A 26,133-nucleotide genomic window follows, 5' to 3' on the forward strand; every position below is an offset into this window, starting at 1 on the left:
TAGTACACATAAATGAAAGGAGCTGATTTTGTGGTTCGCATTAACAAAGCCAGCAGCAAACCTTACTATGAGCAATTAGTTTTAAGTATCAAAGAAGATATTCTGAACGGTGTTCTAACCGCTGGAGACCAAGTACCTTCGGTTCGTGAAATGGCCAAGCACCTGTTGATGAATCCAAATACCGTCAGCAAAGCCTACAAGGTATTGGAAAATGAGCAAGTGCTTGTCACCATCAAAGGAAAAGGCACCTTTGTGAAAGTTACTGAGGATCTGCCACGCGATGAGATTCGGATCTTACAAGTGAAAGAACGTTTGAAAGAATTGGTGATCGAAGCACGCCATTTACAGATCAGCATGCGTGAGCTGAGCGATTGGATGAATGGCTTTGAACAAGAGTTAGGAGGCGATCCACAGTGAAGATCGAACATGTGACCAAGAAAATGGAACAAACAACTATCTTAGAAAACGTGAACTTCTCTTTGGAAAAAGGAGAACTCGTAGGATTGATCGGCCGCAATGGTTCTGGGAAAACCACGTTGTTTCGGACGGTCGCTGGACATTATTTACTAGATGATGGCGAGATTTCAATCGATAACCAACGCCTGGATCAGCACCCGGAATTAAAAGAACAGCTTTTTTATATCGATGAAAAAGAAAACTTTCTGGCTGCCTACTCGTTAAAAAAAATCAATCAATTTAATCGGCTTGCTTATCCGAATTTTGATCAAAATCTTTATTTAGAATTGATGCAAAGCCATGGTCTGCCGCTAACGCTTTCTTACCGGCGATTGTCAAAAGGAATGCAAGGTCTTTATAAGATGATTCTAGCGATCGCTTCAAATGCGACGTTCTTACTGTTAGACGAACCTTTTGGTGGGCTTGATGTGATCGTCCGTAAAAAAGTGATCGGACTATTGCTGGAAAGCCTCAGTGAGTCGAATCGTACCGCATTGATCGCTTCCCATAATCTAAATGAATTAGAGCATATTATTGATCGTGCCTTGTTGATCAAAGGGAAAACGATTGAAGGAGACTACCGTTTGGAAACGATTCGCGAACAATCTCGCAAACTCCAACTTGTCTTTCGCAGCAAACAGATTCCTCCCCTTATCAAGCAGCGCTCCAAGCTGATTCAAAAACAAGGACGGGTTCTGACCGCTTTGTTTGACAATTACACAGAGGAGCTGGCGGCTGAGATCCAGCAACTTGATCCTTTGGTTTTCGAAGAATTGCCATTGACCTTGGAAGATCTGTTTGAAGCAAATTTACGACAAGAGGCATTAGTGGAAGGATAGAGGTGGAAAACGATGTTAAGCAATATATTTAAAGAACGCTACGGCAAGCTGCTGATCGGCTTTTGTTTTGTCTTACTCTTAATGTACCTTGGTGATGGCTGGCAATCACAAAAAGCCTGGCATCAGCAAGAACGCTATTTGACATCTGAAGAATTTATCAAAGATTTCAACGAAAATCGAGAGTACTATGTCAAAAGCTACAAGGGTGAAACCCCGGTTTACTTTGATTCGGCAACAGAGTACCGCGATGCGGTATTGACGATCAGCAATGAGTCTCCTGATGAGATTTATTACAATCGCCCTTATATGACCACCATGAATCAATTTGTGATTGTCTTCCTGTTTATTTGGGGCTTCTTGTCCTTTTTTGTCGATGGCCGCACCAATTTCAATCGCTTTTTATTTGCTTTACCCTTTAGCAGAAAGCACGTCTTTCACAAGAAACTGCTTTTTATCGGCTTACCCTTGACCGCTTGTTTAGTCTTGGGTCTGTTAGGTCATATCCTGATCGAATACACGATGATCCCAGCTCGCTATCTCGCTGTGCCGCTTCAAGACGTGCTGCTTTCTGCCCTTAGTACCTTGGCAACGAATCTGCTAGTATTTGCTGCAGGTCTCTTGTTAGGCGTTTTGCTGGGGAATCTGTTTACTGGCATGCTCTCGGTCTTCTTCACTATTTCTCTAGGATCAATGGGGTATAGCTTTTTCCAATGTACCCGCGAGTTTTTTAGTTTTGTGTTTCTTGGTCATGGGGATTTTCTGATTCCTTTTCAAACGTGGATCGATTGGCCGCAAGGATATGTCTACCCTTGGTGGCTGCTGCTCCTTTACCTCGGCTTGAGCGGCTTGCTGATTCTTGCTGCCGAAAAAGTGTTCTCGAAAATCTCTTTAGAAAATGACGGTGATTATTTAACGATCCCTAAATTGCGCGCACCAGTTTATTGGCTGCTTTCTTTGGGAACCTGGTTCTATTTATCCATGATTTCTTATTACCCACTAGAAATTTTTTACCGTAATCTCTATGAGGGGTATGATGTCAGTCTCTGGAACATCGCTCTTCGGCTCGGTTTATTACTGGTTGCCTGCTTATTCATCAGTTTGCTGCTTGTCTATCCTAAAGCGCTGATGAATTGGTGGTACAAACGAAAAAACAAACAAATCAGTGGAATATAAAAAAGCATCCCTGCAACATGTTCTTGTTGCAGGGATGCTTTTAAGTTTAATGTTTAGGTTTGTCGTTGTCTTTTTTGTCAAAGAAGTCATTTACTTTACGAGAAACATCATCCGCAAAATCTTCAACCTTATCTTTGGCTTTCCCATATTTATTTTGGGTTTTGCCTTTTAATTCTTCGGAGTCATCTCCTGTAAGTTTCCCTTTTGTTTCGGTTACTTTTCCTTCAATGCGATCTTTGTTTGTCATCGTAAAAAACTCCTTTCATACTTGCTATAAATTAATAGTAGCACCATTTAACAAAAAGCACGAATGTTCTGCTTCTATCCTATTATTAGAGTTGTCCGCAACGATAGTTGATCGCTATTTTTGACTCTTGGACGATTTGAGATATTCGGTAGAAAGCTGGCTTTCTCTATAAAAAAGGATGTTCTCTAGATGTTTTATTTGATGTTCTTTGAAGGAGTTCATTTAAAGAGGACGCTGTGAGCATAAAAAAACATGACCTGAAGAAGGCAATCTGAGGAGCTGCAGTTGCTAGAATTAGCAGGTACAGCTTCTCGATTTGGTGCCTTTTCAGATCATGTTTTTAATTACACGAAGATAAGGTTCAGTTCTCAGTTCCTATCAGTGTGAAACGATTATTTGCGTTTTTTCTTTTTCTTCTTTTGTTTCTTGACCATGCGGTTCATGGCCATTTTTCCAAGTTTCCCTTTGACCCCACCGCCAAACATTTGATCCATGCCAGGAATGTTCATATTCCCTTTACTCATTTGCTGCATCATTTTGCGAGATTCTTTGAATTGTTTGATCATACGGTTGACTTCGACGACACTGTTTCCAGAACCAGCAGCAATACGGCGGCGACGGCTTGGATTCAACAAATCAGGATTTTCCCGTTCAGCTGGTGTCATAGAATAAACCATGGCTTTTTGTCGAGCAATTTGTTTCGGATCAACTTTGACATTTTCGATACCAGGCATTTGACTCATTCCCGGAATCATTTTTAAGAGATCTTCAATTGGGCCCATGCCCATAACTTGATCGATCTGTTCGACAAAGTCATTGAAATCGAAGGAGTTTTCCTTCATTTTTTGAGCAAGCTCTTCTGCTTTTTTCTCGTCGTAATCTTGCTGTGCTTTTTCGATCAAAGTCAGCATATCACCCATACCGAGAATCCGACTAGACATCCGATCTGGATGGAATACTTCAAGGTCGGTCAATTTTTCACCGGTACCAGTGAACTTGATTGGAGCGCCCGTAACTTGACGAATCGACAATGCCGCCCCGCCACGAGTATCGCCATCTAGTTTGGTGATTACTACCCCTGTGATCCCCAGTTGTTGATTGAAGCTTTCCGCCACGTTGACAGCATCTTGTCCTGTCATCGCATCCACTACCAGTAAAATTTCATTTGGCTGTGCCAAGTCCTTGATTTGTTTTAGCTCTTCCATCAAGTTTTCATCGATATGCAAGCGACCTGCCGTATCGATCAAAACGTAGTCATTTTTCTTTTCCCGAGCCAAAGCCAATCCTTGGCGGACGATTTCAACTGGGCTGACATCAGTTCCCATATCAAAAACAGGTACATCCAATTGCTGCCCTAATACTTTCAACTGGTCGATCGCAGCTGGACGGTACACGTCACCAGCGATCATTAATGGACGTGCGTTTTCGGTTTTGATCAAATGGTTGGCTAATTTCCCAGCAAAGGTGGTTTTCCCTGCCCCTTGCAAACCAGCCATCATGATGATCGTTGGGATCTTCGGTGATTTTTCGATCCCAACTGTTTCTGATCCTAATGTTTTGGTTAATTCTTCATCAACGATCTTAACGATTTGTTGCGCTGGAGATAGGCTTTCTAATACTTCTACCCCCACTGCCCGTTCACGGACATTTTTGGTAAACTCTTTTACAACTTGCAGATTGACGTCGGCTTCTAATAAAGCTAGACGAATCTCACGCATCATTTCTTTTACATCTGCTTCAGATACTTTTCCTTTTCTGCGCAGTTTGCTCATTGCCTGCTGGAGGCGTTCAGTTAAACTTTCAAATGCCATTTTTATTCATTCCTTTATTCTTCAATTTCTTGGAGCTGTTGAATAAACCCCTGTAAGGTTTCGTCTTTTGGATAGTGGGTTTTCGTATACTCGCTTAGCTGATCCAGCAAGTCTTCCCGCATGATATAATCCGAAAACATATGTAGTTTTTTTTCATAGTCTTCTAAAATACGTTCGGTGCGTTTGATGTTGTCATAGACTGCTTGACGGCTAACTTGATACTCTTCAGCGATTTCTCCTAGAGAAAAATCATCTGCGTAATACAATTCCATGTAATTCATCTGTTTTTCCGTCAATAACGTGGAATAAAACTCAAACAACGCATTCATGCGATTGGTCTTTTCAATTTCCATTTGCTTCCTCCTGTTTTGCAAGCCATTCGACATCGGACAAAACAGTCATGCCTTTTTGTCGAAAATAGGCACAAGCGACACCGACCCCTGTTTTTTTGATTCCAGAAAAATTGCCATCATAAATCGTCTGACTGCCACAAGAGGGACTTTTCTCTTTTAGGATCAGTTGGGTGATGCCTTGCTCTTGCAATTTTTGATAAGCAATTTTCGCACCTTTAGTAAATTGTTCCGTCACGTCTTCTCCTGAAATGGTGACGACCTTCGCTCGTTGCGCCCAAACATCCACCCCATCGCCACCGACGATTTCGGCCGGTTCACGTGGAATCGGCAAGCCGCCAAGAACTTCTGGACAGACCATCATGGCTTGACCCGCACGAACAAGTTCGATCAATTGTGGTACTGCTTGATGTTTTCCATCGTAGCGGCAAAGGGCACCGCCTAGACACGCACTGATTCCAATCATTTAGCACCCTCAGCTTTCCTATGAAATCGTCCTTTATTATAGCATTTATTTAGTGGTTGCAATAGTACCAATTGTCTATTCATGCTAAAATAGGACTTGTTCGTTGAAATTTAATCGTTTCTTGAAAAAAAGAAACGAAAGGAGTCTATCATGAAAAAAATACTCGTTGTCGATGATGAACCTTCAATCGTCACACTTTTAACCTTTAATTTAGAAAAAGAGGGCTACCAAGTCGTTTCCGCCTCAGATGGTCAAAAAGCCTTCGACTTGGCGTTGTCAAAACCTTTTGACTTTATCATCTTGGATGTCATGCTGCCGAATTTGGACGGTATCGAAATCACAAAGAAATTACGTCAAGAAAAAATCGAGACACCGATCCTCGTCTTGACCGCAAAAGATGATCCGATCGACCGGATCTTGGGCTTAGAGATCGGGGCTGACGACTACTTGACGAAACCCTTCAGCCCTCGAGAAGTATTGGCTCGAATGAAGGCCATCTTCCGTCGCTTAGAACCTCGTCAACAAGCACGAGAAGAAGATCAACCTGCAGAAATCTTGCAAATCGGCGGAATTCAAGCCGATCTGACCAATTTCCAGGTCAGTGTGAATGGGGAGAAAATCTTCCTGACACCGAAAGAGTTCGAGCTGCTGGTTTACTTTATGAAACGTAAAGGCCGCGTGATCGATCGCGATACCTTACTCAATCGTATTTGGAATTTTGACTTTGATGGACAAAGTCGCATCGTGGATGTTCACATCAGTCATTTAAGAGAAAAATTGGAAGCTGATCCCAAGCGTCCAGAATACTTGGTGACCGTTCGAGGATTTGGGTATAAATTTCAGGAGCCGACCCAATGAAAAAACGCTATGGCTATGGTTTATGGTCAATCGGTCTATTGCTGATTTTTTTCCTGTGTTGGCAAGTTCTAAGCAGTTTTTACCGTCAGCAAGTCATCGCCCAGCAAGTGGATTTTCTGCAAGAGAAAGCCGCTGTGTTTTTGAATCTCTCAGATAACCAAACCGCAGCGCTCGAACAATTTGCCGATGCCTATGTTCAAGACAGCAATAGCCGCATCACTTTGTTAGATGATCAAGGCCAAATCATTTTCGATACTTATGATCATACCCTCCATGAAAACCGCTCCGATCGTCCAGAGGTTCAAGCCGTTTTGCGCGGAAGCGCCGTTGGTCAATCGTTGCGGGAAAGCGACACCTTGCATGAAGAATTGCTTTATGTGGCGATTCCTGTCAAAGAAGATGGAAACTTAACTCAAATCTTGCGGATCGCAGAACCGACTGCTGCTTTTTTTACGAAAAACCAAGGAATCAAGCAATCGATCTTGATTGTCTATCTTGTCTTTTGTTTCTTGATCAGCCTGCTGATTTTTCACACGCTGCGTCAGCGGAATCGTCCAATCCAAACGATTCTGCCCGTCGTAAAAAAAATGATCACCTCGCCCGATCAACAAGCAATCATTATGCAAGAAACCCCTGAACATGACGAGTTGTATCAACTGATCAATCAGCTGAGCGAACAAATGAGCCAGACCTATCGGGCCTATGCGGCATCTGAACAACAGTTGTATGGACTGCTCAGTGAACTGATGATCGGTGTCTTTATCATTAATGAAGAAAATCAACTGCTGCTGTTGAATCCGACGATGCAAGAACAGTTGGGGATGGAAACTGCGCCAACCTTGCCGCAGCCCTTCACTGAAGTGATTCATGACACACAACTGATCCAATTGATCTATCAATTTAACGACGAGACCCCTATTTTCCATGCGGAAACCACCCTTAGCGGGGAACGTTCAAAAGTCTTGGATGTTACCTTGCGAAGCTTCCAAGAAAACCAGTTGATTGGTATTTCTTATGACTTGACGCGCATTCGACAATTAGAAAAAATGCAAAAAGATTTTGTCGGCAATGTTTCCCATGAATTAAAAACGCCGGTAACTTCATTGATCGGGTTTACTGAAACACTGCTGGACGGCGCCAAAGAAGACCCAGAAACGTTGCAGACCTTTTTAGAGATCATTCAAAAAGATGCTTATCGCTTGAAAAATCTAATACAAGATATCATCCAACTATCTCAAGACAGTGATTCTTTCCAGTATGTCGACCAACCGATCAACTTTTCTGAGCTGCTGCAACAAGTCGTTCAAACCTATGGTCCCGCAGCTGCTAAGAAGCAATTGACCTTTCAATTTGAAGGACCCGAACCCTTCATTTTATCTACCAAAAAAGAGCTGCTGCAGCCCATCGTAAAAAATCTGGTAGAAAATGCTGTCACCTATTCAAAACCTGGTGGTGTCATCACATTATCCTATTCAGAGCAAGACGACCAGCTGTTATTTCAAGTGCAGGATCAAGGCATCGGCATCGATGAAGAAGATCAGGAACGGATTTTTGAGCGGTTTTATCGGGTGGACAAAGCCCGCGCTCGCAATTCTGGCGGCACTGGACTTGGGCTGGCTATCGTTAAAGACTATACCAAATTATTAGGCGGCAGCATCAAGGTTGACAGTTTCCCCAAAATTGGTTCTACCTTTACGGTGACTTTGCCGCTTCATGAAAAAGATGATTATTGATAAAAAACAGCCGATAACAGGTGAATAATTGTTATCGGCTGTTTTCGTAGTTGTTTTTCATTACCAAATGAAGCACCAGCCAATACCATCTTCTTGATGCTTTAAACACAAAAAAAGAAGGAGCATTCTCCTTCTTCGGTCATTTCACTATTCAACATTCGTTACTTCGCCGTCTACACTGCGTTCTACTTTCATATCAGTGATTGGCAAGTAACCTAATTCGATAACGATTCCTTGTTGGACATCGTCTGTCATGATGTAATCAAGAAACGCTTTGACGTTTGCATCTGGCTCGCCGTTCGTGTACATATGCTCATAAGACCAGATTGGCCATTTGTTATCTGCAATATTTTCAGGAGTCGCTTCTACCCCATCAAGAGATAGCGCTTGGATCGAATCGTCCAAATAGGATAAAGCAAGGTAGCTGATTGCTCCTGGTGTTTCAGCAACGATTTTACGGACTGTTCCAGAAGAATCTTGCTCTTGTGTTTGGATCGTCTCTGCACCATCTAAGCCCCATTTTTCAAAGGTCGCTCTCGTACCGCTGCCTGATGCGCGGTTGATTACAGAGATTTCTTGATCTGCTCCGCCTAGTTCAGACCAATTCTTCACTTTGCCTGTAAAAATATCGATTAAATCTTGTTGGCTAAGGTCCGTAACGCCTGCGTCTTTATTTACCACTGGTGCCATACCAACTACGGCTACTTTATGGTCAACTAATTTGCTAGCATCCACACCATCTTTTTCATCCGCAAACACATCGGAATTGCCGATCGTCACCGCGCCTGCTTCTACTTGACTTAAGCCAGTTCCGCTGCCGCCACCTTGAACCGTAATTGTATAATTGGGATTGTCTGCTGAGAAGCTTTCACCTGCTGCTTCAACCAAGGGTTGCAATGCCGTTGAGCCCACAGCTAAAATTTCTACATTTTCATTTGATGCGGCACCTGATGAAGATCCGCCTGATGCTTGACTGCTCTCAGTGCTTGCGCCACCGCTCCCACAGCCAGCTAATAATAATCCAGTTGCAAAAAGTAAAAGTCCCAATTTTTTCATTTAGTAAATCTCCTTTCGTTATATGCTTAGTTTAGCAAGGCGGTGTAAACCCTTGATGGATTTCATGTAAAGAATCGATAAAGCGATGTAAATCTTTTGTAAAGTTCGTCGATTGCCTAAAAAAGCCCCCGCTGCATCCATCAGAGGGGGCTTACTTTATCTAACACTTATGAACGAAAGAAACGTTTGTAGAATCAATTGCTTTGCATATAGCGTGTCAAGCGATCCATCGCTTCCACCAAGTTTTCCATACTTGCCGCATAGCTTAAACGAACATAGCCTTCTGCTTCGGGACCAAAGGCGATCCCTGGAATGATTGCTAATTGATTCTTTTCGGCTAAGTCGACACAAAAAGCCATTGAATCTTGGTTGAAACCTGCTGGTATTTTGGCAAAAATGTAGAATGCACCAGATGGCTTCGCCATTTCAAAACCAAGGGCAGTCATCTTTTCAAACAAGTAATCTCGGCGTTGACGGTAATCGGCTTTCATGACTTCTGCATCGTTGATGCCTTCGATCAATGCCCGCACTGCGGCTTTTTGAGAAATCGTTGATGCCGCGGTCACTAAGTATTGGTGGACCTTAATGATCTGAGCAGTCAACGCTGCTGGTGCAAAAATGAAGCCGACGCGCCAACCAGTCATCGCGTGTGATTTCGACAAGCCGTTGATTACAATCGTTTGATCCCGCAAGTATTCAGCAATGGATACGTGGGTTTCATCATAAGTCAACTCACTATAAATTTCATCGCTAATAACAAAAACGGGGTATTTTTCTAAAACTTCTGCCAATGCTTTGACTTGTTCTCGGGTATAAACGACCCCTGTTGGATTGCTAGGATAATTCAAAATGACTGCCTTGACTTGCTCCCCATGTTCTTTTAAGGCTGCTTCCAAAACTTCTGGCGCTAAAACAAAGTCATTGTCCGTCGTATCAAGATAAATCGGTTTGGCATGAGCTAAATGGATGACTGGTTCATAGCCTGGATAAATTGGTGCTGGTAGAATCACTTTATCACCAGGTTCTAACGTGGCTAATAAAGAAGCTGAGATTGCTTCCGTTGCACCGATCGTCACTAATACTTCTGATTGAAAGTCGTAATCAAGCTGATATTTATTTTTCAAAAAGAGACTGGCTGCTTGCCGAACATCTGCTAAGCCTGCCATTCCAGAATAGTGGCTGAAATTTTGTTCGATTGCTTGGACACCCGATTTTTTCACGTGCTCCGGTGTGTTGAAATCCGGCTCGCCTAACGTTAACTTTAAAATATCAGGAATTGAAGAAACCCGTTCATCAAATTTACGAATCAATGAAACAGCTATATTGTACACTTCGTGATTGAAGCGTTGGCTTACGTCTGCCATAGTATCACTCCTTTGAATTAAGCAAATTCATTCGCTATTGTTGTTAATCCTAACACAAAAAGGCAACGATTTTAAGCAACGGATGAAATTAATCTAATAACGATAAATACGTTTGCTTATTTACAAACAAATTCAAGTTATGTTAGTATATATATAAACAACAAAAGGAGAACCCAAAATGAAACCTTATCAAGAGTTTACCATTTCTGATTATCAGCAAGGATATGTCGCAACACCAACGGATTATTGTTGCGTATTTTGTCAGGAGACCTTCGACAAAGAAGAAATCTATCCCGTTGATGGCGCCTTTTTTACAGCAAAAAAACGAATGATGCAGCATATCACTGAGCATCACGGAACCGTTTTATCCGCATTATTGGCTTTACCCAAAGAACAAACAGGCTTATCAGAGAGCCAACAGGAGATTTTACAACTGTTTGCCCAAGATGTTAGCGATACTGTGATTGCCCAGCGCTTAGGTATCTCTTCTTCGACTGTCAGGAATCATCGCTTTAAACTAAAAGAAAAACAGCGACAAGCGACTGTTTTTTTAAGTATCATGTCCTTGTTGCAAGATACCCCGTTGCTGCCGCCTCATAAAGGGGCGACGATGCTTGATGATCGCTATGCCATTACGGCTAGTGAAAGAGAAAAGATCATTGCCACTTATTTTGATGAAACGGGGTTTATCAAACAGTTTCCCAGCAAAGAAAAGCGCAAGATTGTTGTCTTGAGTGTACTGGCACAAAAATTTGATCCGAAGAAAAATTATTCAGAAGCTGCTGTCAACGATGTATTAAAACAAGCGATCACCGATTACGTCACTGTCCGACGTTATTTGATCGAATACGGATTTATGCAACGGACGAAAGACGGGAAAACTTACTGGCTGACTTAAAACCTAGTCTGTAACTGGCTGGAACTTTTGTTGGTTGGATGAGCAGTATCTTTCACAGTTTAAAAAAAGTTAATAATCTCCACTTTTTTACAACAAAAAAAGACAAAGTACGAAAACATCCGTACTTTGTCTACCGTCTGAAACGCTGGGACAAGTTCCAGCGTTTATTTTTCTTTTAGAAAGATTTTTTTGATGATCAATTTATCAAATAATTGCGTTTGATTGTCTTGTTCTCCAATGACTTCAGCGGTCACCGATTTACCATCTTGTTTTTTACGTAGCTGGTAAACGATCTTGCCTGTTTCTTTCAATTCGTTCACCATGTCAACGACACCGCCAAAACCAGTTTTACGAGTGATGAACCCTAGCGCCACCATTCGCTCATCTAAATTTTTTGCCGAGATGCTCGCACCGGTGATCAGCGCTTGCCGCATGATTTGTAAGAATTCCTCTAGCCCTGCCACTGGCGGCTGTTCGGGTTCTTCTTCCATCATCGGTCGCTGACGCAAATAATCTAATTCCTGCAATAACGTTTCATACTGCTCTTGTGTCAACATGACCCCCGCCACTTTTTCACGATTGAATACATATACTGCTGTTCCTGCTTCTCGCGCTTGATTAAATACATCCATCGGAGATTTTTTTACTTCAGTAATTGAAGTAGTGGGAACATCCAATTTCTTCAGTTCCATAATCAACGTCCTCCTTGTCTCAACGAACACATTATAGCATAAATCAAGAAGCAGATTATAGAGGTATTTCACTGCTCCTAGGAAAAGAAACAAAAAAGCGGCTAATCGCCGCTTTTTTCGATTGATAAGGTCATTGCATTGATGGCAACGATGATCGTGCTCATAGACATCAAGACAGCTCCGACTGCTGGGTTCAAAATGATCCCGATTGGTGCGAGGACGCCAGCTGCCAAAGGAATGGCAAAAATATTGTATCCTGCGCCCCACCAGAGATTTTGAATCATCTTGCGTCTTGTTTTTTTCGCCAACGTCAAGAAGTGCAAGATGTCTTGAGGTTCGCTATTCGTCAAAACGACATCGGCTGAATCGATCGCTACATCGGTACCAGCCCCGATCGCAATCCCGATCGTCGCTCTTGCAAGACTTGGGGCGTCATTGATCCCATCGCCTACCATTACGACGCGCTTGCCTTCTTTGACATAGTCACTTACTAGACATTCTTTATCGTCTGGCAACATTGCCGCATGGAAGGCTTCGATTCCTAGGTAATCGGCTACGGCTTGCGCCGCTTCTTGGTTGTCTCCAGTAGCCATAACTGGCGTGATGCCTAAGTCTTTCACTTTTTGAATAAATTGACTCGCTTCTGGTTTCACCTTATCCCCTAATGCGACGATTCCTTCCACTTTGCCGTCATGAACCAAATAGCTGATGGTATTGCCCTGTTCTTGATAATTTTCCAAGGAGTTTCCTTGATACTGAATGGCTAATTGCTCCAATCCTTTTTGATTGACGATCAACCACTTCTGTCCATCGATCACGCCTTCCAGACCAATCCCTGTCCTTGTTTGAACATCAGTCGCCTTTTTGGCTGTGATGTTTTCCTTTTCAGCTTCGGCTAAAATGCCTTCTGCGATCGGATGATTGGCGGTTTTCTCAAGACCTGCTAGGTAAGCTAGTACTTCTGATGCAGAAAGACTGCCTGTCGCCTCGATGCCAGTTACGGTAAACGTTCCTTCTGTTAACGTACCGGTCTTATCGAGGATCAGATAATCAACATGATGCGCATTCTCCAGTGCGTTGCGATTTTTTAAGAGCAAGCCATTTTTGGCAGCGATCGATGTCGAACGAGCAACTACGAGGGGAATCGCTAGCCCTAACGCATGGGGACAGGCAATGACGAATACCGTGACCATTCGATCAAGAGCAGTCGGTAGGTCAGCAACAAACAGCCATACAGCAAATGCTAAGACACCAGCAACTAACGCAATATAAAACAACCATTTTGCCACTTTGTCCGAAAGTGCTTCTAAGCGGGATTTATCAGCTTGGGCTTTTCGCACCATTTCCATGACTTTCGCTAAGTAGCTGTCTTCCCCAGTTCCTTTGACTTCCATCGTGATGGTACCATTGCCGTTGACAGATCCTCCAATGACAGTACTGCCGATGGTTTTAGGTACCCGTCTGGATTCACCAGTAACTGCCGACTCATCGATCGTTGTTTCTCCTTCAAGGATCGTTCCGTCTGTAGGAATCTTATCTCCTGAGCGAACGATCAACTGTGTTTTGTTGGTCACTTCTTCTAATGGAATCTGTTCTTCTGATCCATCCGCATTTTTCCGAATCACTTCTTTTGGCAATAGTTCTGCTAATTTCTGTAATGCATTGCCAGCATTAGAAACTGCATTCATCTCGATCCAATGCCCCAACAACATGATCACGATCAAAGTCGCTAGTTCCCAGAAGAAATCCATTACATGAGGAACAGCAAGAAAATGATTGGCGATAAACGCGTAAAGACTATAAAAATAAGAAACCGTGATCCCCATAGCAATCAACGTCATCATGGCTGGGCTTTTTTGTTTCAATTCCATTTTCGCACCACTTAAAAACGGCTGCCCTCCATAGAAAAACAGGATCGTTCCTAAAAGTAATACGACCCAATCTGAGCCAGGAAACGTGAATTGAAAGGGCAATTCGATGCCCATCATTGGCGATAAAATGACGATTGGAATCGCCAAAACCAAGGATAGCCAAAACTTTTGCTTAAAATTTCCCATATGCATACTATGATCCATGCCACCCATTCCATGATCCATCTGACTATGATCCATACCAGACATCTCATGATTCATGTGACCGTGATCCATGCCAGACATCTCATGATCCGTGTGACCATGTTCCATGCCAGACATCTCATGATTCATGTGACTATGGTTCATGCCAGACATCTCATGGTCCTTGTGGCCGTGATCCATGCCAGATATCTCATGGCCCTTATGGCTATAATCCATGCTGGACACTTCATGATCCATAGGACCATGGTTACTATCAGAGCTTTCAAGCTCCTGCTGTTTTGATGTCGCCCTGTGATGATCCATCCCATTCATCTCATGGCTAGGCTCAGGGACTTCTGTCACTTGTGATTGCGCATGTTGCTCTTTTCCCTGTGTACCATTATCCCGCTCATTCAAAGCAGGTTCATGCCTATGATGGCTTGACGTCTGACTATTACTTGCGGAAGACGTTTTTTTCTGATTCATCCTAGTATTCCCCTTCCTATTTCACTGAATGTGCGTACAGTCTTGCTCCTTCATACAAAAGCTTCAAGCGGCTGGACACTTTTCATTTGTTTTGATTTTTCATTTTCACTTTAGCAATTCCATTGCTTACTCAAATACCCCTTGATAACCCGCTTCGGTGACCGCATTGACTAAGGCTGTTTCTGTCACTTGCGACTCGTCAAACTTGACTGTTCCGCGAGCTTTTTTCAAGTCCACTTTGGCTTTTTTCACACCCGGTACTTCACTAAGCGCTTTTTCAACTTTTGCGGCACAATGGGCACAATTCATTCCGCTGATTTGCATGTTTTTTTTCATTACGATTCCTCATTTCTTTTAACAGTTCGTCGGCTACTTATTTTGTTGCATGGGTTTTGCATTGGCACTGACCAGGAATACAATTACATGAAATCGCTGCTACTGGCACTTTTTGGTCGACTGCTGCTTGGAGCATCGCCAAATCTTCTGCCGTCAATGCTGCTTCTTGGATCATTTCTGCTAATGTCTGCCCAACTTTTTTGGCACAAATATGAGAAAAAAGATTCTCAGCTGCGCTGCGAACGGTTGCTTCTTCGGAAACAAGCGGCGAATAAACAAATTTTTTTCCTTGGCTTTCTGTTTTCAATACGCCTTTTTTGACGAGTCGTCCTAAAAGCGTCTTGACCGTTGCTGCTTTCCAATTTTTATTTTCGCTCAATAAAGCGGTGATCTCTTTCGCGTCGGATTGTCCTAATGTCCAGATCACACGCATGACTTCCCATTCAGAATCGCTGATTTTGATTGGTTCGACCACAGATTGCATTTGTCCACTTCCTTTCATAAGTGATTCACATTTTTAAGTTTACATCTGTAATCGGATTTTGTCAAAAAAAAGCATCGCCAAACTTTCTGCGTTTTGACAATGCTTTTTTCTATTTCATTAAAAATGATTTGGTTCCTATGCTTAAAAGTGGACCTGATACGTCGTCACAGAGTGGAAGGGTTCTTCTGGACGCAACACGATCTCACCAAAGTGGGTAAATTTCTCAGAGCCAGGAACACCTTGTGTTTCGATCGCCATCCCGCCATGATTGGCAAAAGGACCAGTCTTCATTGATGCACCAGCTTCTCCCTCACCCGTTGTGTAAATAACAACGGCAGGACGGTCAGTAGTTACAGTCAGCTGCACTTTTTGATCGGGACTGGTTACTTTTAGATCCCACTCTTGCGTATGGTCTAATAAGAACGGATCATCCAACATCGTCGTTCCCATCGGGCGTTCTTGTCTAAAATCAAACTTTGTGCCTGCGACAGGCGTTTTTTCACCGGTCGTCGTCACATCGTCATTCGTTTCAGCCACATGTTCGGCATTGATTTGAACCAAATGGTCATCGATCGGCTGTTGGGTATCACCTGTCAAATTGAAATAACCGTGGTTCGTTGGGTTAAATAAAGTCGCTTTGTCAGTGTTGGCATCATAAGCAAGCAATAGTTCATTGTCATTCGTCAACGTATAGGTGACTTGATAACGAACATTCCCAGGAAACCCGCCATCGCCATCTTGCCGTGTGGTAGTAAAAATCACCCCAGCTTTGTCTGCTTCTTCAAAGGTTTCAGTGATCCATGTATCAGTATCCAGCCCCTTTGAACCGCCATGAAGCGTATTGCCTCCATCATTGTTTTCCGTTTGGTATTCTTGTCCGTCGATCTCAAAGCGAGTACCTGCGATCCTTCCCGCCACAGGGCCGATCGTTGCGCCATAATAACGTGCTTGGCGATGTCCTTCGATCGTGTCATAACCGACCACAATGTCGCGACCTTCTTCTACTGGAACGACCCAATCCAATAAGCGTGCGCCTTCAGGACTTAGCCTTACGATGGTACCGCTATCATTGGAAAGCTCATAAATTGTTGCCATTTTTTCTGACGTCAGTTGTTTCACATTTGGCATTCGTTCATATCCTTCTTTCTTTGGTTAGTCTGCTACTCTTTTTAAGTATAGCCGTTAAGGGCTAGATCCGTCAATTCAAGACGGAAGAATTCGACAGGAAACGGCTTTGCTTCTGCCACTTCAAAAAAGCGGCAAGAGCACCCCACTGATTTTTATGAATCATTGATACGCAGCTGCTCGGCAAAAATCAGGATTCCCGGCCTGATTTTTTACCGTTTGGTTTCTATCAATATCCATTTCATCCGTTGGGTTCTTTTGCCGCAACTGTCATCGGTTATTTTTTGTGTTTTGCTTGGTAATGTTTTCTCTTTCGTCGCTTTTCTTTAGTCTGAGAAACATTAGCAGCCAAATCTTTGTTTTCTTTTTCTTGATCAGCATTTCTTCTTTCAGCACGTTCAGTTAGTACACTTTGTCTGAATCGCCGATTTCCCAGAAACTTTAACGCACACATGAGTGGTTGACGATTTTCACCGACTAATCCAATCAGCTCAATAAACAGCTCAATTCCAAATCCTGTGCTAATGATTAATAAAACAATCGCTGTATTGCTCGCGTAATTCATTAGTAAAGCAATAAAAGAAAAGACTAATGCTAAGGCATAGATCGTTAACACTGTGCCGCGATGAGAAAACCCTAACGACAACAATCGATGATGCAAATGCATTTTATCGGCAGAGGAAATCTTCTGTTTATTAAACTTTCTTCGAATCATCGCATAAACGGTATCCGTGATCGGTACACCGAGAATAAACATGGGCGTCAGAACAGAAATAAAAGTTGCGTTTTTCAATCCTTGTAGTGAGAGCACAGAGATCATAAATCCTAAAAACAATGCTCCGGTATCTCCTAGAAAAATGGTTGCTGGATAAAAATTATATGGAAAGAAACCGATGATTGCTGCGATCAAAGTAAAAATGACCATTGGTACTTCCACAAAATTCGGCAGAAAGAAATAGCTGATAATCCCTATCGTCGTCAAACTGATAATAGAGACGCCGCTCGCCAACCCATCGAGACCATCGATTAAGTTCACCGCATTGGTAATTGCCAGTATCCAAATCAAAGTCATAGGCAAGGCAAACCATCCCAGATCAATAAAGCCAAAATAAGGAATCGTGACTGTGCTGATTTTTATTCCAGCAACGAAATAAATTTCCAGCGCTGCGAATGTCAGACCTATTAATTTTTGCATTGGCGACAGTTCAAATATATCATCCAACAATCCTGTAATCACCACTATTGTTGCACCTAAAAGAATCGGCCAAACGAAGTCGAAAGGAATCATTGTTCGAAATTCCCAAAGCAGCGCAAAAGAAAAGGCTAAAAAAATACTTAATCCCCCAGCTGAAGGCATGGTCTTCGTATTGATCCGACGCTCTCCTGGACGATCAACTGCACCAATCTTGCAAGATATCAATTTGATGACTGGTGTCAATAATAAAGACACGATCATTGTTATAAATAAGCGCATTACAAATTTGAATGCAAAATCCATCGTTTATTCTCGCTTTCCGTTATTTCTCTTTATTGGTAAATGTATCTTCGATTTTCGAAGAAATCCGCTGAACAGGATCTGTTCGTTCTTTGATCTCTTGTCCCGACACATACTCTTCTACCACTGCGTTGATGATTCCACCCAAGATAATAATCGTCGCAGCAAGATTCAACCAGATCATTAAAACAATAAAACTTCCAATAATTTGATAGCCAATGATTTTCGCAGCAAAGTAACGGGCGTATAAGCCAAACACTTGTGACAGCAACATCCAGCCAATCGTTGCAAAGATCGCCCCTGGCAAAGTCGAACGCAACTTGACCTTTGCATTCGGCACTAACCAATAGATCAGCATCATGATAAACAGCAAAGCAACGATCGTGACTGGCCATTTGACTGTTTGGAACGTATCGATCAGATTGTCTTGAAACTTAAAAATCGGCTGCAAAAAATCAAGAATGATTTTTCCAAGCCCAAATACCATCGTAACACCAACGATCGCAATCATAAAGAGCAGGATGATCACAAATGATACTGCGCGCACCACGATAAAATTGGAACGTTGGTCCACACCGAAGGCTTTGTTCATCGCAATTTGCAAGGCATTGATACTTTGACTCGCAGACCACAACGCAGCCAAGGCGGAGATCGATAACAACCCGCCAGAGCTTGTGGTGAGGAGGTTTTCGATCGCTGATCCGATAAAGTCATAGATTTGACTAGGGATCAATTCTTGTACATAAGATAAAACCGTGTTCGGATCAATCGATAAATAAGGCAACAGATTTCCCAGCGCAATCATTAACGGGAAAAGTGAAAGCAATAAATAGTAGGCGACGACGACCGATGTGGTCCCCATCTCTGAATAGGTTATTCTATTTTGCGTTGTTTCAATGAAACGCATCAGCTTTTGATTGCTTTTTACTTTATCAACGATTTTCATGTTTCTTCCTCCGCCAGCGAATCATCTGCCTTTTTTTCTTTGTCATACGTAACAATCAGAAGTCTCCTACCGCCAAAATTTAGTAGGTTCCTTCTTCTCCTTGAGAAGTCAAAATGCGTGGCCCTTCTTTGGTGATCGCCAAACTATGCTCGTATTGGCAACTTAAGCCACCATCTAGAGTATAGGCGGTCCAGCCGTTAGGATCCATTTTCATTTTCCACGTCCCTGTATTGATCATAGGTTCGATGGTAATAACCATTCCTTCTTTTAAACGTAAGCCTTTGCCGGCTTCTCCGTAGTGAGGAATCATCGGACTTTCATGGATCGTTGGGCCAATGCCGTGTCCTACGAAATCGCGCACGACACCGTAGCCTTCTTTTTCCGCATAGGTTTGAATGGCATGACCGATGTCACCGATTCGGTTGCCAACTTGGGCTTGTTCGATTCCTAGATACAACGCTTTTTTGGTTACTTCCATTAAACGATCGATCTCAGGCGTCGAGTTTCCTACCACATAACTCCAGCAAGAATCAGAAATGGCGCCTTTTAAATCAATACACATGTCGACTTTGATCAGATCGCCGTCTTTCAATGGTTTTTTTCGAGGAAACCCGTGACAAATCTCATCATTGATACTGCAGCAAGTGGCATATTTGTAATCTTCAAAACCAATTTGGGCAGCGATGCCGCCGTGGCTTTCAATATAATCTCTGACAAACACTTCGATATCCCAACTCGTGATACCTGGTTTGATGAAACTGCGTAATTGTTTGTGGACATCTGCTAACAGCGCGCCGGATTCGGCCATGCGGTCAATTTCTCTGGCAGATTTTAATGTAATCATGTTCTCGTCTCCCTTAATTAAATTCCTCTTATTTTACCATAGAAATCCCTTATTTTACAAAATTCACAGACATTGTAAAGAGTTTTTCAAGTTTTGTTTTCAATCTTTCATGCATTTGCTATAATCTGTAAGAGAGTTTTCCTTGAGAATAGGAATGAGATTGGAGGAAAAAGCCCATGGCTTTAGCAAAAATCGTCTATGCAAGCATGACGGGGAATACGGAAGAAATTGCAGATATCGTTTCTGAAGCCCTTGAAAATCTTGACATGGAAGTTGAAATGAATGAGTGTACCCAAGTGGATGCCGATGAGTTTGAAGACGCCGATATCTGTATCGTCGCAACCTATACATACGGTGACGGTGAATTGCCTGATGAGATCGTCGATTTTTACGAAGATTTGCAAGAACTTGATTTAAGTGGCAAAATCTTTGGGGTCTGCGGCTCTGGCGATACGTTTTATGATGACTTTTGTAAGTCCGTCGATGACTTTGAAGCCGTCTTTAGTAAGACAGGTGCAACAAAAGGGGCAGATAGCGTCAAGGTCGACTTGGCTGCGGAAGAAGACGATATTCAAAACCTAGAAGCCTTTGCCAAAAAGCTAGCGGAAGCATTTGCAGAATAAAACAAGAAAACCTCTGACAAAATCACTTGATTCTGTCGGAGGTTTTCTTGTTTGCTTAATGATAACTGATATCGATGGGTGTTTCTCTTGCTAAAATATTATCGGTGGTTTCCGTCATCAGCTTAGCAATCTGATCTTCTGTGGGATGAATGATCCCCGAAGACATCAATGCCGCTAAGCCAGTAGCGACGATCCAGACACCGGTATGCAAGGATTGTAATTTTACATCAGATAGATCTTGATACTTTGGTTCTTTTTTCACTGATTTCACAAAAAGGTCAAATGAAAACTGCTGCATGGAATCCCCACCACCATGCTCTTCTAAGTATAGCGCTCGGTATAATCGTTTCTCTTTATTTGCAAAGCCAATATAATTTAACGTTAAGTCAACGATGACATCTCCCCGTCTTTCAACTGGAAAAACTTCTGCCGCTAAGTAGTCGTAAATCTGATTGATCAATGCATTTTTTAAGTCATCCATATTTTTAAATTCTAAGTAGATCGGTTGCGTTGAACATTTCATCTTCGCTGCGATATTGCGTGCGGTAAAACGTGTAAATCCTTCGGTTGCGACAACTTCATAGGCAGCTTTTAAAATCTGGTCTCTAGTAATAGTTTTCTTTCTTGCCATAATTTTTTAATCTCCTTAATTCTGCTATACATCGCTTTCAGAAATACCTTTTACTTATTGTATCATGTTTTTTTAAGTTTGCAAAAAAACTTTTAAAATTATTGCCCCTAGTGTTTTCAGTTTTTCAATTTGAAGACCTCTGTTTTTTTGCTCTCTTTTTCGTTTGTTTTCAAAAATACTTAGTGCTATCATGAAGACAGTTATAATTTTAGAATAAATGGAGGAATTTTAATGGTTTTACCAAACTTTAATCAGAACCTTGAAAAATATGCCCAACTGATCACAGAAGTTGGTGTAAATGTCCAAAAAGGGCACACCATCGTCATCCAAATCGCCGTGGACCAAGCACCGTTAGCTCGACTATTGACAAAAAAAGCGTATGAGCTAGGCGCTGATGAAGTAATCGTTCAATGGACCGACGATGTGGTTCAAAAAGAATTTCTTGCGCATGCAGCTGAGGATCGTTTGTCTACGATCCCTCAACACAAAATTGATCAAACAGAAGATTGGGTCGAAAAAGGTGCGAGCCGCATCAGTGTCGTTTCTGCCAATCCCGATGCGTTAGCGGGCGTCGACTCAGACCGAGTGGCAACTTTCCAAGCTGCTTCTGGTAAAGCGATGATGAAATTACGTCAAGCAACACAAGCCAACAAAGTCAGCTGGACTGTGGTTGCGGCGGCTGGTCAAGATTGGGCACAAAAAGTATTCCCTGACGCTTCCCCTGAAGAAGCACAAGACAAGCTTTGGGATCAAATTTTCAAAACGACGCGTATCTACGAAGAAGATCCTGTTGCTGCTTGGAAAAAACATGATGAAACGCTGCAAGTCAAGGCAGAAGAATTGAACAAAGAACAATTCAGTGCTCTGCACTATACGGCACCGGGTACTGATTTGATCATCGGCCTACCAAAAAATCACTTGTGGGAAGGTGCTGGCAGCTACAACACCCGCAATGAAAAATTCATGGCGAACATGCCGACAGAAGAAGTCTTTACTGCCCCAGATAATCGTCGCATCGATGGCTATATTTCAAGTACGAAACCATTGAGCTACGCAGGCACCATCATCTCTGGCATGAAATTCACCTTCAAAGACGGTAAAGTCGTGGACTTTTCTGCAGAACAAGGCGAAGAAGTGTTAGGCAAATTGCTAGCGATCGATGAAGGAGCGAAATCTTTAGGTGAAGTCGCTTTAGTCCCTGATCCTTCCCCTATCTCACAATCTGGCATCATCTTCTTCAATACGTTGTTTGATGAAAATGCCTCAAACCATTTGGCTTTAGGCTCCGCTTATGCCTTCAGCTTACAAGGCGGCACTGAGATGAGTGAAGAAGAACTGGCAGCGGCTGGTTTAAACCGCAGCCAAACCCACGTAGACTTCATGGTCGGCTCTGACCAAATGTCCATCTATGGCATCAAAGAAGATGGCACCACAGTTCCTGTCTTCCGCAATGGTGATTGGGCTTAATAAAAAAAGGCTGAGGTGGAGTTGCTCCCCTCGGTCTTCTTTTTACATAGAATATTGAGAACCGGCGGCTTTTTTCATAGTAATCAGCTGGCTTTTTTGATAAAATCTACTTTGATAGTCTTTGATAAGAGAGGATGGATCCGATGACACCAAATCGTGAAGATTATTTAAAGCTCATCTTGGAGCTTGGTGGTGACCAAAAGAAGATCAATAACAAACAAATCGTGTCAGGTCTGGACGTCTCAGCAGCTTCAGTAAGTGAAATGATTTCAAAATTATTAAAAGAAGGCTTAGTGGAACATTCACCTTATCAAGGGGTACAGTTGACTGAAACTGGTTTAGCTTCTGCAAGTGCCCTCATTCGTAAACATCGTTTATGGGAAGTCTTTCTTGTGGAGCACCTGCATTATTCATGGAATGAAGTTCATGATGACGCAGAAGTTTTAGAACATGTCACCTCAGAAACATTGGCGAGCCGCTTAGAAGCCTACCTTGATCATCCTCGATATTGCCCACATGGCGGAATGATTCCTGAACAAGGAGAACTCATTCACGAAGGCGAAAAAAACACCATGAGTTCTTATCCGGTAGGAACCAAGATTCGTATCGCCCGTGTCCTTGACGAACGAGAACTGCTGGATTATCTCGTTTCGATCCAATTGAATATTCATGAAGAATACGAGATCATCGATGCGGCAGCATACGAGGGTCCGATTACGATCAAAAATGACACAAAAGAAATTGCTGTCAGCTACAAAGCCGCCAGCACGATTTTTGTCGATAAACTGTAAGGAGTGAAGATGATGGAAAAAAAGGTCCTTTTTACGATTTTTGGCGGTACGGGCGACCTTGCCCAACGCAAACTATACCCTTCTTTGTTTCGGTTGTACAAAAAAGGCGATTTGAAAGAAGATTTTGCAGTCATTGGTACTGCACGCCGTCCTTGGTCGGATGAACACTATCGTGAAGTGGTGATGGGTACGATCAAAGAGTTGAGTGACTCACAAGAACAAGCAGAGACATTCGCTTCTCATTTCTACTACCAATCACATGATGTAACCGATACGAGCCATTATGATTCATTAAAGGATTTGGCGGAAACCTTAGATCAGAAATACCATTTAGAAGGCAATCAGATTTTTTACTTAGCAATGTCCCCTAATTTCTTTGGGACGATCGTTTCTCACTTGAAATCCCAAGGAATGTTAGATACTGACGGCTACCATCGGGTGATCATCGAGAAACCGTTTGGAAGCGACTATAATTCAGCAAAAGAATTGAATGAAGAGATCAATCAAGTCTTTACGGAACAAGAAATCTACCGAATCGATCACTATTTAGGAAAAGAAATGATCCAAAATATTTCTGCGATTCGTTTTGCCAATAACATTTTTGAGTCAATGTGGAACAATCGTTACATTGACAATGTTCAGATCAATATCGCAGAAAACTTAGGCGTAGAAGAACGCGGCGGCTATTATGATAAGAGCGGTGCCTTGAAAGATATGGTCCAAAATCATATTCTGCAGATTCTTTCCTTATTAGCCATGGAACCGCCAGTGGCTTTTTCTGAAAAAGAATTACGGACAGAAAAAATCAAAGCCTTAAATGCGATCCGTATCTACTCCGAAGAAGAAGTGAAACAACACTTCGTTCGTGGGCAATACGATAAGGGACAATTAGAAGACAAGAAATTTGTTGGCTACCGTGAAGAAGCCAATGTGGATGAAGAATCGGCAACGGAAACCTTCGTTGCTGGGAAATTTTTGATCGATAACTTCCGCTGGTCCGGCGTACCATTTTATGTACGCACTGGGAAACGGTTGACGGAAAAAGGCACTCGCATCAACATTGTCTTTAAACAAGTCCCAGTCAATGTCTTTAAGCAAGACCTGAATGAACAAAAGCAAATCGAGAGTTTGGCACCGAATGTGCTGACGATTTACATTCAACCGACGGAAGGCTTCTCTCTTTCCTTGAACGGAAAAGAAATTGGCCAAGGGTTTGAGACATTGCCAGTGAAGCTCGATTACCGAAATAGTACTGAAATCGTCGAAAACACCCCTGAAGCTTACGAAAAACTGATTCTAGATGCCTTGAACGGTGATGGCACTAACTTTACCCACTGGGATGAAGTTGCCCAATCTTGGCGCATCGTTGATGTGATCCGTCATGCTTGGGACCAAGAGACACCTGATTTTCCAAATTATGCCGCAGGAACGATGGGCCCCCAAGCAGCCTATGATCTCTTAGCTGCCGATGGCTTTGAATGGATCTGGCGTCCCGATGAATGGTATCGTGAGCGAGATTTACTAAATGAGAAATAAGCAAATGGTCAATTGGATGAGGAAAAAACATCCAATTGGCCGTTTTTCTTTTTTACCGACTGATTATAATAGAAAGAAATGAGAAATGAAAGGAGCAGCAGACATGAAACAAGTCTTATCGATCGCCGGTCTCGACAGTTTGGCAGGTGGCGGCATGACGGCTGATTTGAAAACATTTGAGGAATTCGGGGTGTTTGGCCATGCCCTATTAACATGTGTGGTCGCCATCAAGGATGATCTTATGTTCCATGATCTCCCTGAGCCTGTGATCCAAGCACAGCTGGATTCACTACGTTCGGTCGTATCCCTAGATGCAATCAAAATCGGGCTGCTTCATCAAACGGCCATCATTGAATTGCTGCGAGATTTTTTACAAACATTTACCGGACCGATCGTGCTCGATCCCGTTCTCGCCTTCAAAGAAGGAGATACTGCCTTTAACCACTCCTATCAAGCAGGATTGATCTCATTGTTTCCTTACACAGCATTAGTGACACCTAATCTGCTCGAAGCACAACACTTATCTGGACAAAGCATTACCTCTTTAGCAGAGATGAAAACGGCGGCAAAAAAAATCCATGCGCTTGGTGCCCCAAATGTTCTGATCAAAGGTGGCAGTCGACTAACTGGGGAAACAGCCTATGATGTTTTGTATCAAGAAGGACAATTTACCGTTTTTGAGGCAGAAAAAAGTACGCGAACCACAACCAACGGTGCTGGCTGTACCCTCTCATCAGCGATTGCCGCAATGCTTACTAAAGGTACTTCGTTGGAAGCAGCTATCCAAACCGCAAAAGCATTTGTTTGGGCAGGGATTGAAGACGGTTTGCCTTTAGGTACCTCTGGCAACGTCAATCAGCTCGCCTATTTTAAAAAGGAGGAACACCTATGAAAGTAAGAAACCTAACGACGATCGCTATGCTGACGGCACTCACGTGTGCACTTTCATTGACCTTTATCATTCCTGTTCCGCAAACGAAGGGCTTTGTGACCTTATGTGAAGCAGGGATCTATATCTCGGCCCTGTTGTTCGGACCTAGCGCCGGTGCCTTCGTCGGTGGAATGAGCGGCGGCATCATTGATTTTCTATCAGGTTACCCTGAATGGGCCTTCTTTTCCATCGTGATTCATGGTGTGCAAGGCTGGATCGTAGGCAGAATGAGCCACCGGCCACTAGCAGCCGTCATTGTCGGCAGCTTGATCATGATCGCCGGCTATGCAGCAGCAACGATTTTGCTATTCGGTTTAGGTGCTGGGATCGCCTCGATTCCAAGTAATTTGATCCAAACGGTCTTTGGCAGCATCGTTGCTTTACCCCTGACGCATGCCTTGCGCCGCACGAAAAAGTTTTCTTTAAATGAAAGGTGATTCT

General features: G+C 42.8%; 27 protein-coding genes. 12 read left to right on the forward strand and 15 right to left on the reverse strand.

Going from position 1 to position 26,133, the window contains the following annotated elements; translation table 11 throughout:
- The first annotated feature begins 30 nt into the window (after positions 1-30).
- Genes IGK14_RS11875 through IGK14_RS11885 form a run of 3 tightly spaced genes read left to right on the forward strand, consistent with a single transcriptional unit; the run spans position 31 to position 2,468 of the window.
- Positions 31-417, forward strand: a complete 387-nt coding sequence (locus IGK14_RS11875; protein WP_005228910.1) for a GntR family transcriptional regulator — start codon at positions 31-33, stop codon at positions 415-417.
- Positions 414-1,295 (forward strand): ATP-binding cassette domain-containing protein, encoded by an 882-nt coding sequence (locus tag IGK14_RS11880; RefSeq protein WP_438712290.1) that lies wholly within the window; start codon positions 414-416, stop codon positions 1,293-1,295. Before IGK14_RS11875 ends, IGK14_RS11880 begins: the two co-directional genes overlap by 4 nt.
- Before the next feature lie 12 nt (positions 1,296-1,307).
- Positions 1,308-2,468 (forward strand): ABC transporter permease, encoded by a 1,161-nt coding sequence (locus IGK14_RS11885; RefSeq protein ID WP_074536045.1) that lies wholly within the window; start codon positions 1,308-1,310, stop codon positions 2,466-2,468.
- A 46-nt stretch (positions 2,469-2,514) separates the two neighbouring features.
- Here the strand turns inward: IGK14_RS11885 and IGK14_RS11890 are convergent, their stop codons facing one another.
- The 4 genes from IGK14_RS11890 to IGK14_RS11905 form a co-directional block, all read right to left on the reverse strand.
- Complete coding sequence (locus tag IGK14_RS11890) at positions 2,515-2,715, reverse strand: CsbD family protein (RefSeq protein ID WP_010749735.1); 201 nt, start codon at positions 2,713-2,715, stop codon at positions 2,515-2,517.
- A 392-nt stretch (positions 2,716-3,107) separates the two neighbouring features.
- Positions 3,108-4,526, reverse strand: a complete 1,419-nt coding sequence (gene ffh / locus IGK14_RS11895; RefSeq protein WP_005228902.1) for a signal recognition particle protein — start codon at positions 4,524-4,526, stop codon at positions 3,108-3,110.
- Positions 4,527-4,540: 14 nt separating this feature from the next.
- Complete coding sequence (locus tag IGK14_RS11900) at positions 4,541-4,879, reverse strand: putative DNA-binding protein (protein ID WP_005228897.1); 339 nt, start codon at positions 4,877-4,879, stop codon at positions 4,541-4,543.
- Positions 4,869-5,342 (reverse strand): DUF523 domain-containing protein, encoded by a 474-nt coding sequence (locus IGK14_RS11905; RefSeq protein ID WP_010749736.1) that lies wholly within the window; start codon positions 5,340-5,342, stop codon positions 4,869-4,871. The genes IGK14_RS11900 and IGK14_RS11905 overlap by 11 nt, the downstream gene beginning before the upstream one ends.
- 150 nt (positions 5,343-5,492) lie before the next feature.
- Here IGK14_RS11905 and IGK14_RS11910 point away from each other — a divergent pair, with 150 nt between their 5' ends.
- Positions 5,493-6,200: a response regulator transcription factor gene (locus IGK14_RS11910; RefSeq protein ID WP_010749737.1), complete on the forward strand. Its 708-nt coding sequence runs from the start codon at positions 5,493-5,495 to the stop codon at positions 6,198-6,200.
- Positions 6,197-7,933, forward strand: a complete 1,737-nt coding sequence (pnpS, locus tag IGK14_RS11915; RefSeq protein ID WP_010749738.1) for a two-component system histidine kinase PnpS — start codon at positions 6,197-6,199, stop codon at positions 7,931-7,933. The genes IGK14_RS11910 and pnpS overlap by 4 nt, the downstream gene beginning before the upstream one ends.
- A gap of 147 nt (positions 7,934-8,080) precedes the next feature.
- Here pnpS and IGK14_RS11920 read toward each other — a convergent pair whose 3' ends face one another.
- Positions 8,081-8,989: a phosphate ABC transporter substrate-binding protein gene (locus IGK14_RS11920; RefSeq protein WP_010749739.1), complete on the reverse strand. Its 909-nt coding sequence runs from the start codon at positions 8,987-8,989 to the stop codon at positions 8,081-8,083.
- Between the two features lie 194 nt (positions 8,990-9,183).
- Entirely contained in the window at positions 9,184-10,353 is a 1,170-nt protein-coding gene (locus tag IGK14_RS11925; protein WP_010749740.1) for a pyridoxal phosphate-dependent aminotransferase, read from the reverse strand.
- Between the two features lie 178 nt (positions 10,354-10,531).
- Here IGK14_RS11925 and IGK14_RS11930 point away from each other — a divergent pair, with 178 nt between their 5' ends.
- On the forward strand, positions 10,532-11,251 hold the full coding sequence (locus IGK14_RS11930) for a DUF2087 domain-containing protein (protein ID WP_010749741.1): 720 nt from the start codon (positions 10,532-10,534) through the stop codon (positions 11,249-11,251).
- 164 nt (positions 11,252-11,415) lie between these two features.
- Here IGK14_RS11930 and IGK14_RS11935 read toward each other — a convergent pair whose 3' ends face one another.
- From IGK14_RS11935 to map, 8 genes are all read right to left on the reverse strand, one after another.
- Positions 11,416-11,943, reverse strand: a complete 528-nt coding sequence (locus IGK14_RS11935; RefSeq protein WP_010749742.1) for a hypothetical protein — start codon at positions 11,941-11,943, stop codon at positions 11,416-11,418.
- Between the two features lie 101 nt (positions 11,944-12,044).
- Positions 12,045-14,483, reverse strand: a complete 2,439-nt coding sequence (locus IGK14_RS11940; protein WP_154694590.1) for a heavy metal translocating P-type ATPase — start codon at positions 14,481-14,483, stop codon at positions 12,045-12,047.
- A gap of 126 nt (positions 14,484-14,609) precedes the next feature.
- Positions 14,610-14,819: a copper chaperone CopZ gene (gene copZ, locus IGK14_RS11945; RefSeq protein ID WP_005228873.1), complete on the reverse strand. Its 210-nt coding sequence runs from the start codon at positions 14,817-14,819 to the stop codon at positions 14,610-14,612.
- A gap of 37 nt (positions 14,820-14,856) precedes the next feature.
- Complete coding sequence (locus IGK14_RS11950; protein WP_008377382.1) at positions 14,857-15,303, reverse strand: CopY/TcrY family copper transport repressor; 447 nt, start codon at positions 15,301-15,303, stop codon at positions 14,857-14,859.
- A gap of 141 nt (positions 15,304-15,444) precedes the next feature.
- Positions 15,445-16,431: an aldose epimerase family protein gene (locus IGK14_RS11955; protein ID WP_438712297.1), complete on the reverse strand. Its 987-nt coding sequence runs from the start codon at positions 16,429-16,431 to the stop codon at positions 15,445-15,447.
- Between the two features lie 274 nt (positions 16,432-16,705).
- Entirely contained in the window at positions 16,706-17,926 is a 1,221-nt protein-coding gene (locus tag IGK14_RS11960; RefSeq protein WP_010749745.1) for a glycosyltransferase family 4 protein, read from the reverse strand.
- A 19-nt stretch (positions 17,927-17,945) separates the two neighbouring features.
- Positions 17,946-18,869 carry a YihY/virulence factor BrkB family protein gene (locus tag IGK14_RS11965; RefSeq protein ID WP_438712299.1) on the reverse strand — a complete coding sequence of 308 codons (924 nt, stop codon included), beginning with the start codon at positions 18,867-18,869 and terminating at the stop codon, positions 17,946-17,948.
- Positions 18,870-18,948: 79 nt separating this feature from the next.
- Complete coding sequence (gene map / locus IGK14_RS11970) at positions 18,949-19,713, reverse strand: type I methionyl aminopeptidase (RefSeq protein ID WP_005228863.1); 765 nt, start codon at positions 19,711-19,713, stop codon at positions 18,949-18,951.
- Between the two features lie 176 nt (positions 19,714-19,889).
- Between map and IGK14_RS11975 the strand changes: the two genes are divergently transcribed.
- Complete coding sequence (locus tag IGK14_RS11975; protein ID WP_015510148.1) at positions 19,890-20,336, forward strand: flavodoxin; 447 nt, start codon at positions 19,890-19,892, stop codon at positions 20,334-20,336.
- A gap of 55 nt (positions 20,337-20,391) precedes the next feature.
- Here IGK14_RS11975 and IGK14_RS11980 read toward each other — a convergent pair whose 3' ends face one another.
- Positions 20,392-20,967 carry a TetR/AcrR family transcriptional regulator gene (locus IGK14_RS11980; protein ID WP_438712302.1) on the reverse strand — a complete coding sequence of 192 codons (576 nt, stop codon included), beginning with the start codon at positions 20,965-20,967 and terminating at the stop codon, positions 20,392-20,394.
- Positions 20,968-21,198: 231 nt separating this feature from the next.
- Here IGK14_RS11980 and IGK14_RS11985 point away from each other — a divergent pair, with 231 nt between their 5' ends.
- From IGK14_RS11985 to IGK14_RS12005, 5 genes are all read left to right on the forward strand, one after another.
- Positions 21,199-22,434: an aminopeptidase gene (locus IGK14_RS11985; protein WP_010749748.1), complete on the forward strand. Its 1,236-nt coding sequence runs from the start codon at positions 21,199-21,201 to the stop codon at positions 22,432-22,434.
- 143 nt (positions 22,435-22,577) lie between these two features.
- Positions 22,578-23,225: a metal-dependent transcriptional regulator gene (locus IGK14_RS11990; RefSeq protein WP_008377371.1), complete on the forward strand. Its 648-nt coding sequence runs from the start codon at positions 22,578-22,580 to the stop codon at positions 23,223-23,225.
- A gap of 9 nt (positions 23,226-23,234) precedes the next feature.
- On the forward strand, positions 23,235-24,761 hold the full coding sequence (gene zwf / locus IGK14_RS11995) for a glucose-6-phosphate dehydrogenase (RefSeq protein ID WP_010749749.1): 1,527 nt from the start codon (positions 23,235-23,237) through the stop codon (positions 24,759-24,761).
- Between the two features lie 103 nt (positions 24,762-24,864).
- Positions 24,865-25,653, forward strand: coding sequence for a bifunctional hydroxymethylpyrimidine kinase/phosphomethylpyrimidine kinase (gene thiD / locus IGK14_RS12000; protein ID WP_010749750.1), 789 nt, complete (start codon positions 24,865-24,867; stop codon positions 25,651-25,653).
- Positions 25,650-26,129, forward strand: a complete 480-nt coding sequence (locus tag IGK14_RS12005; protein ID WP_010749751.1) for an ECF transporter S component — start codon at positions 25,650-25,652, stop codon at positions 26,127-26,129. The genes thiD and IGK14_RS12005 overlap by 4 nt, the downstream gene beginning before the upstream one ends.
- Positions 26,130-26,133: the final 4 nt, after the last annotated feature.

Source organism: Enterococcus sp. DIV0970a, assembly GCF_051711265.1.
In the GTDB taxonomy this organism is placed as follows: Bacteria; Bacillota; Bacilli; order Lactobacillales; family Enterococcaceae; genus Enterococcus_D; species Enterococcus_D casseliflavus.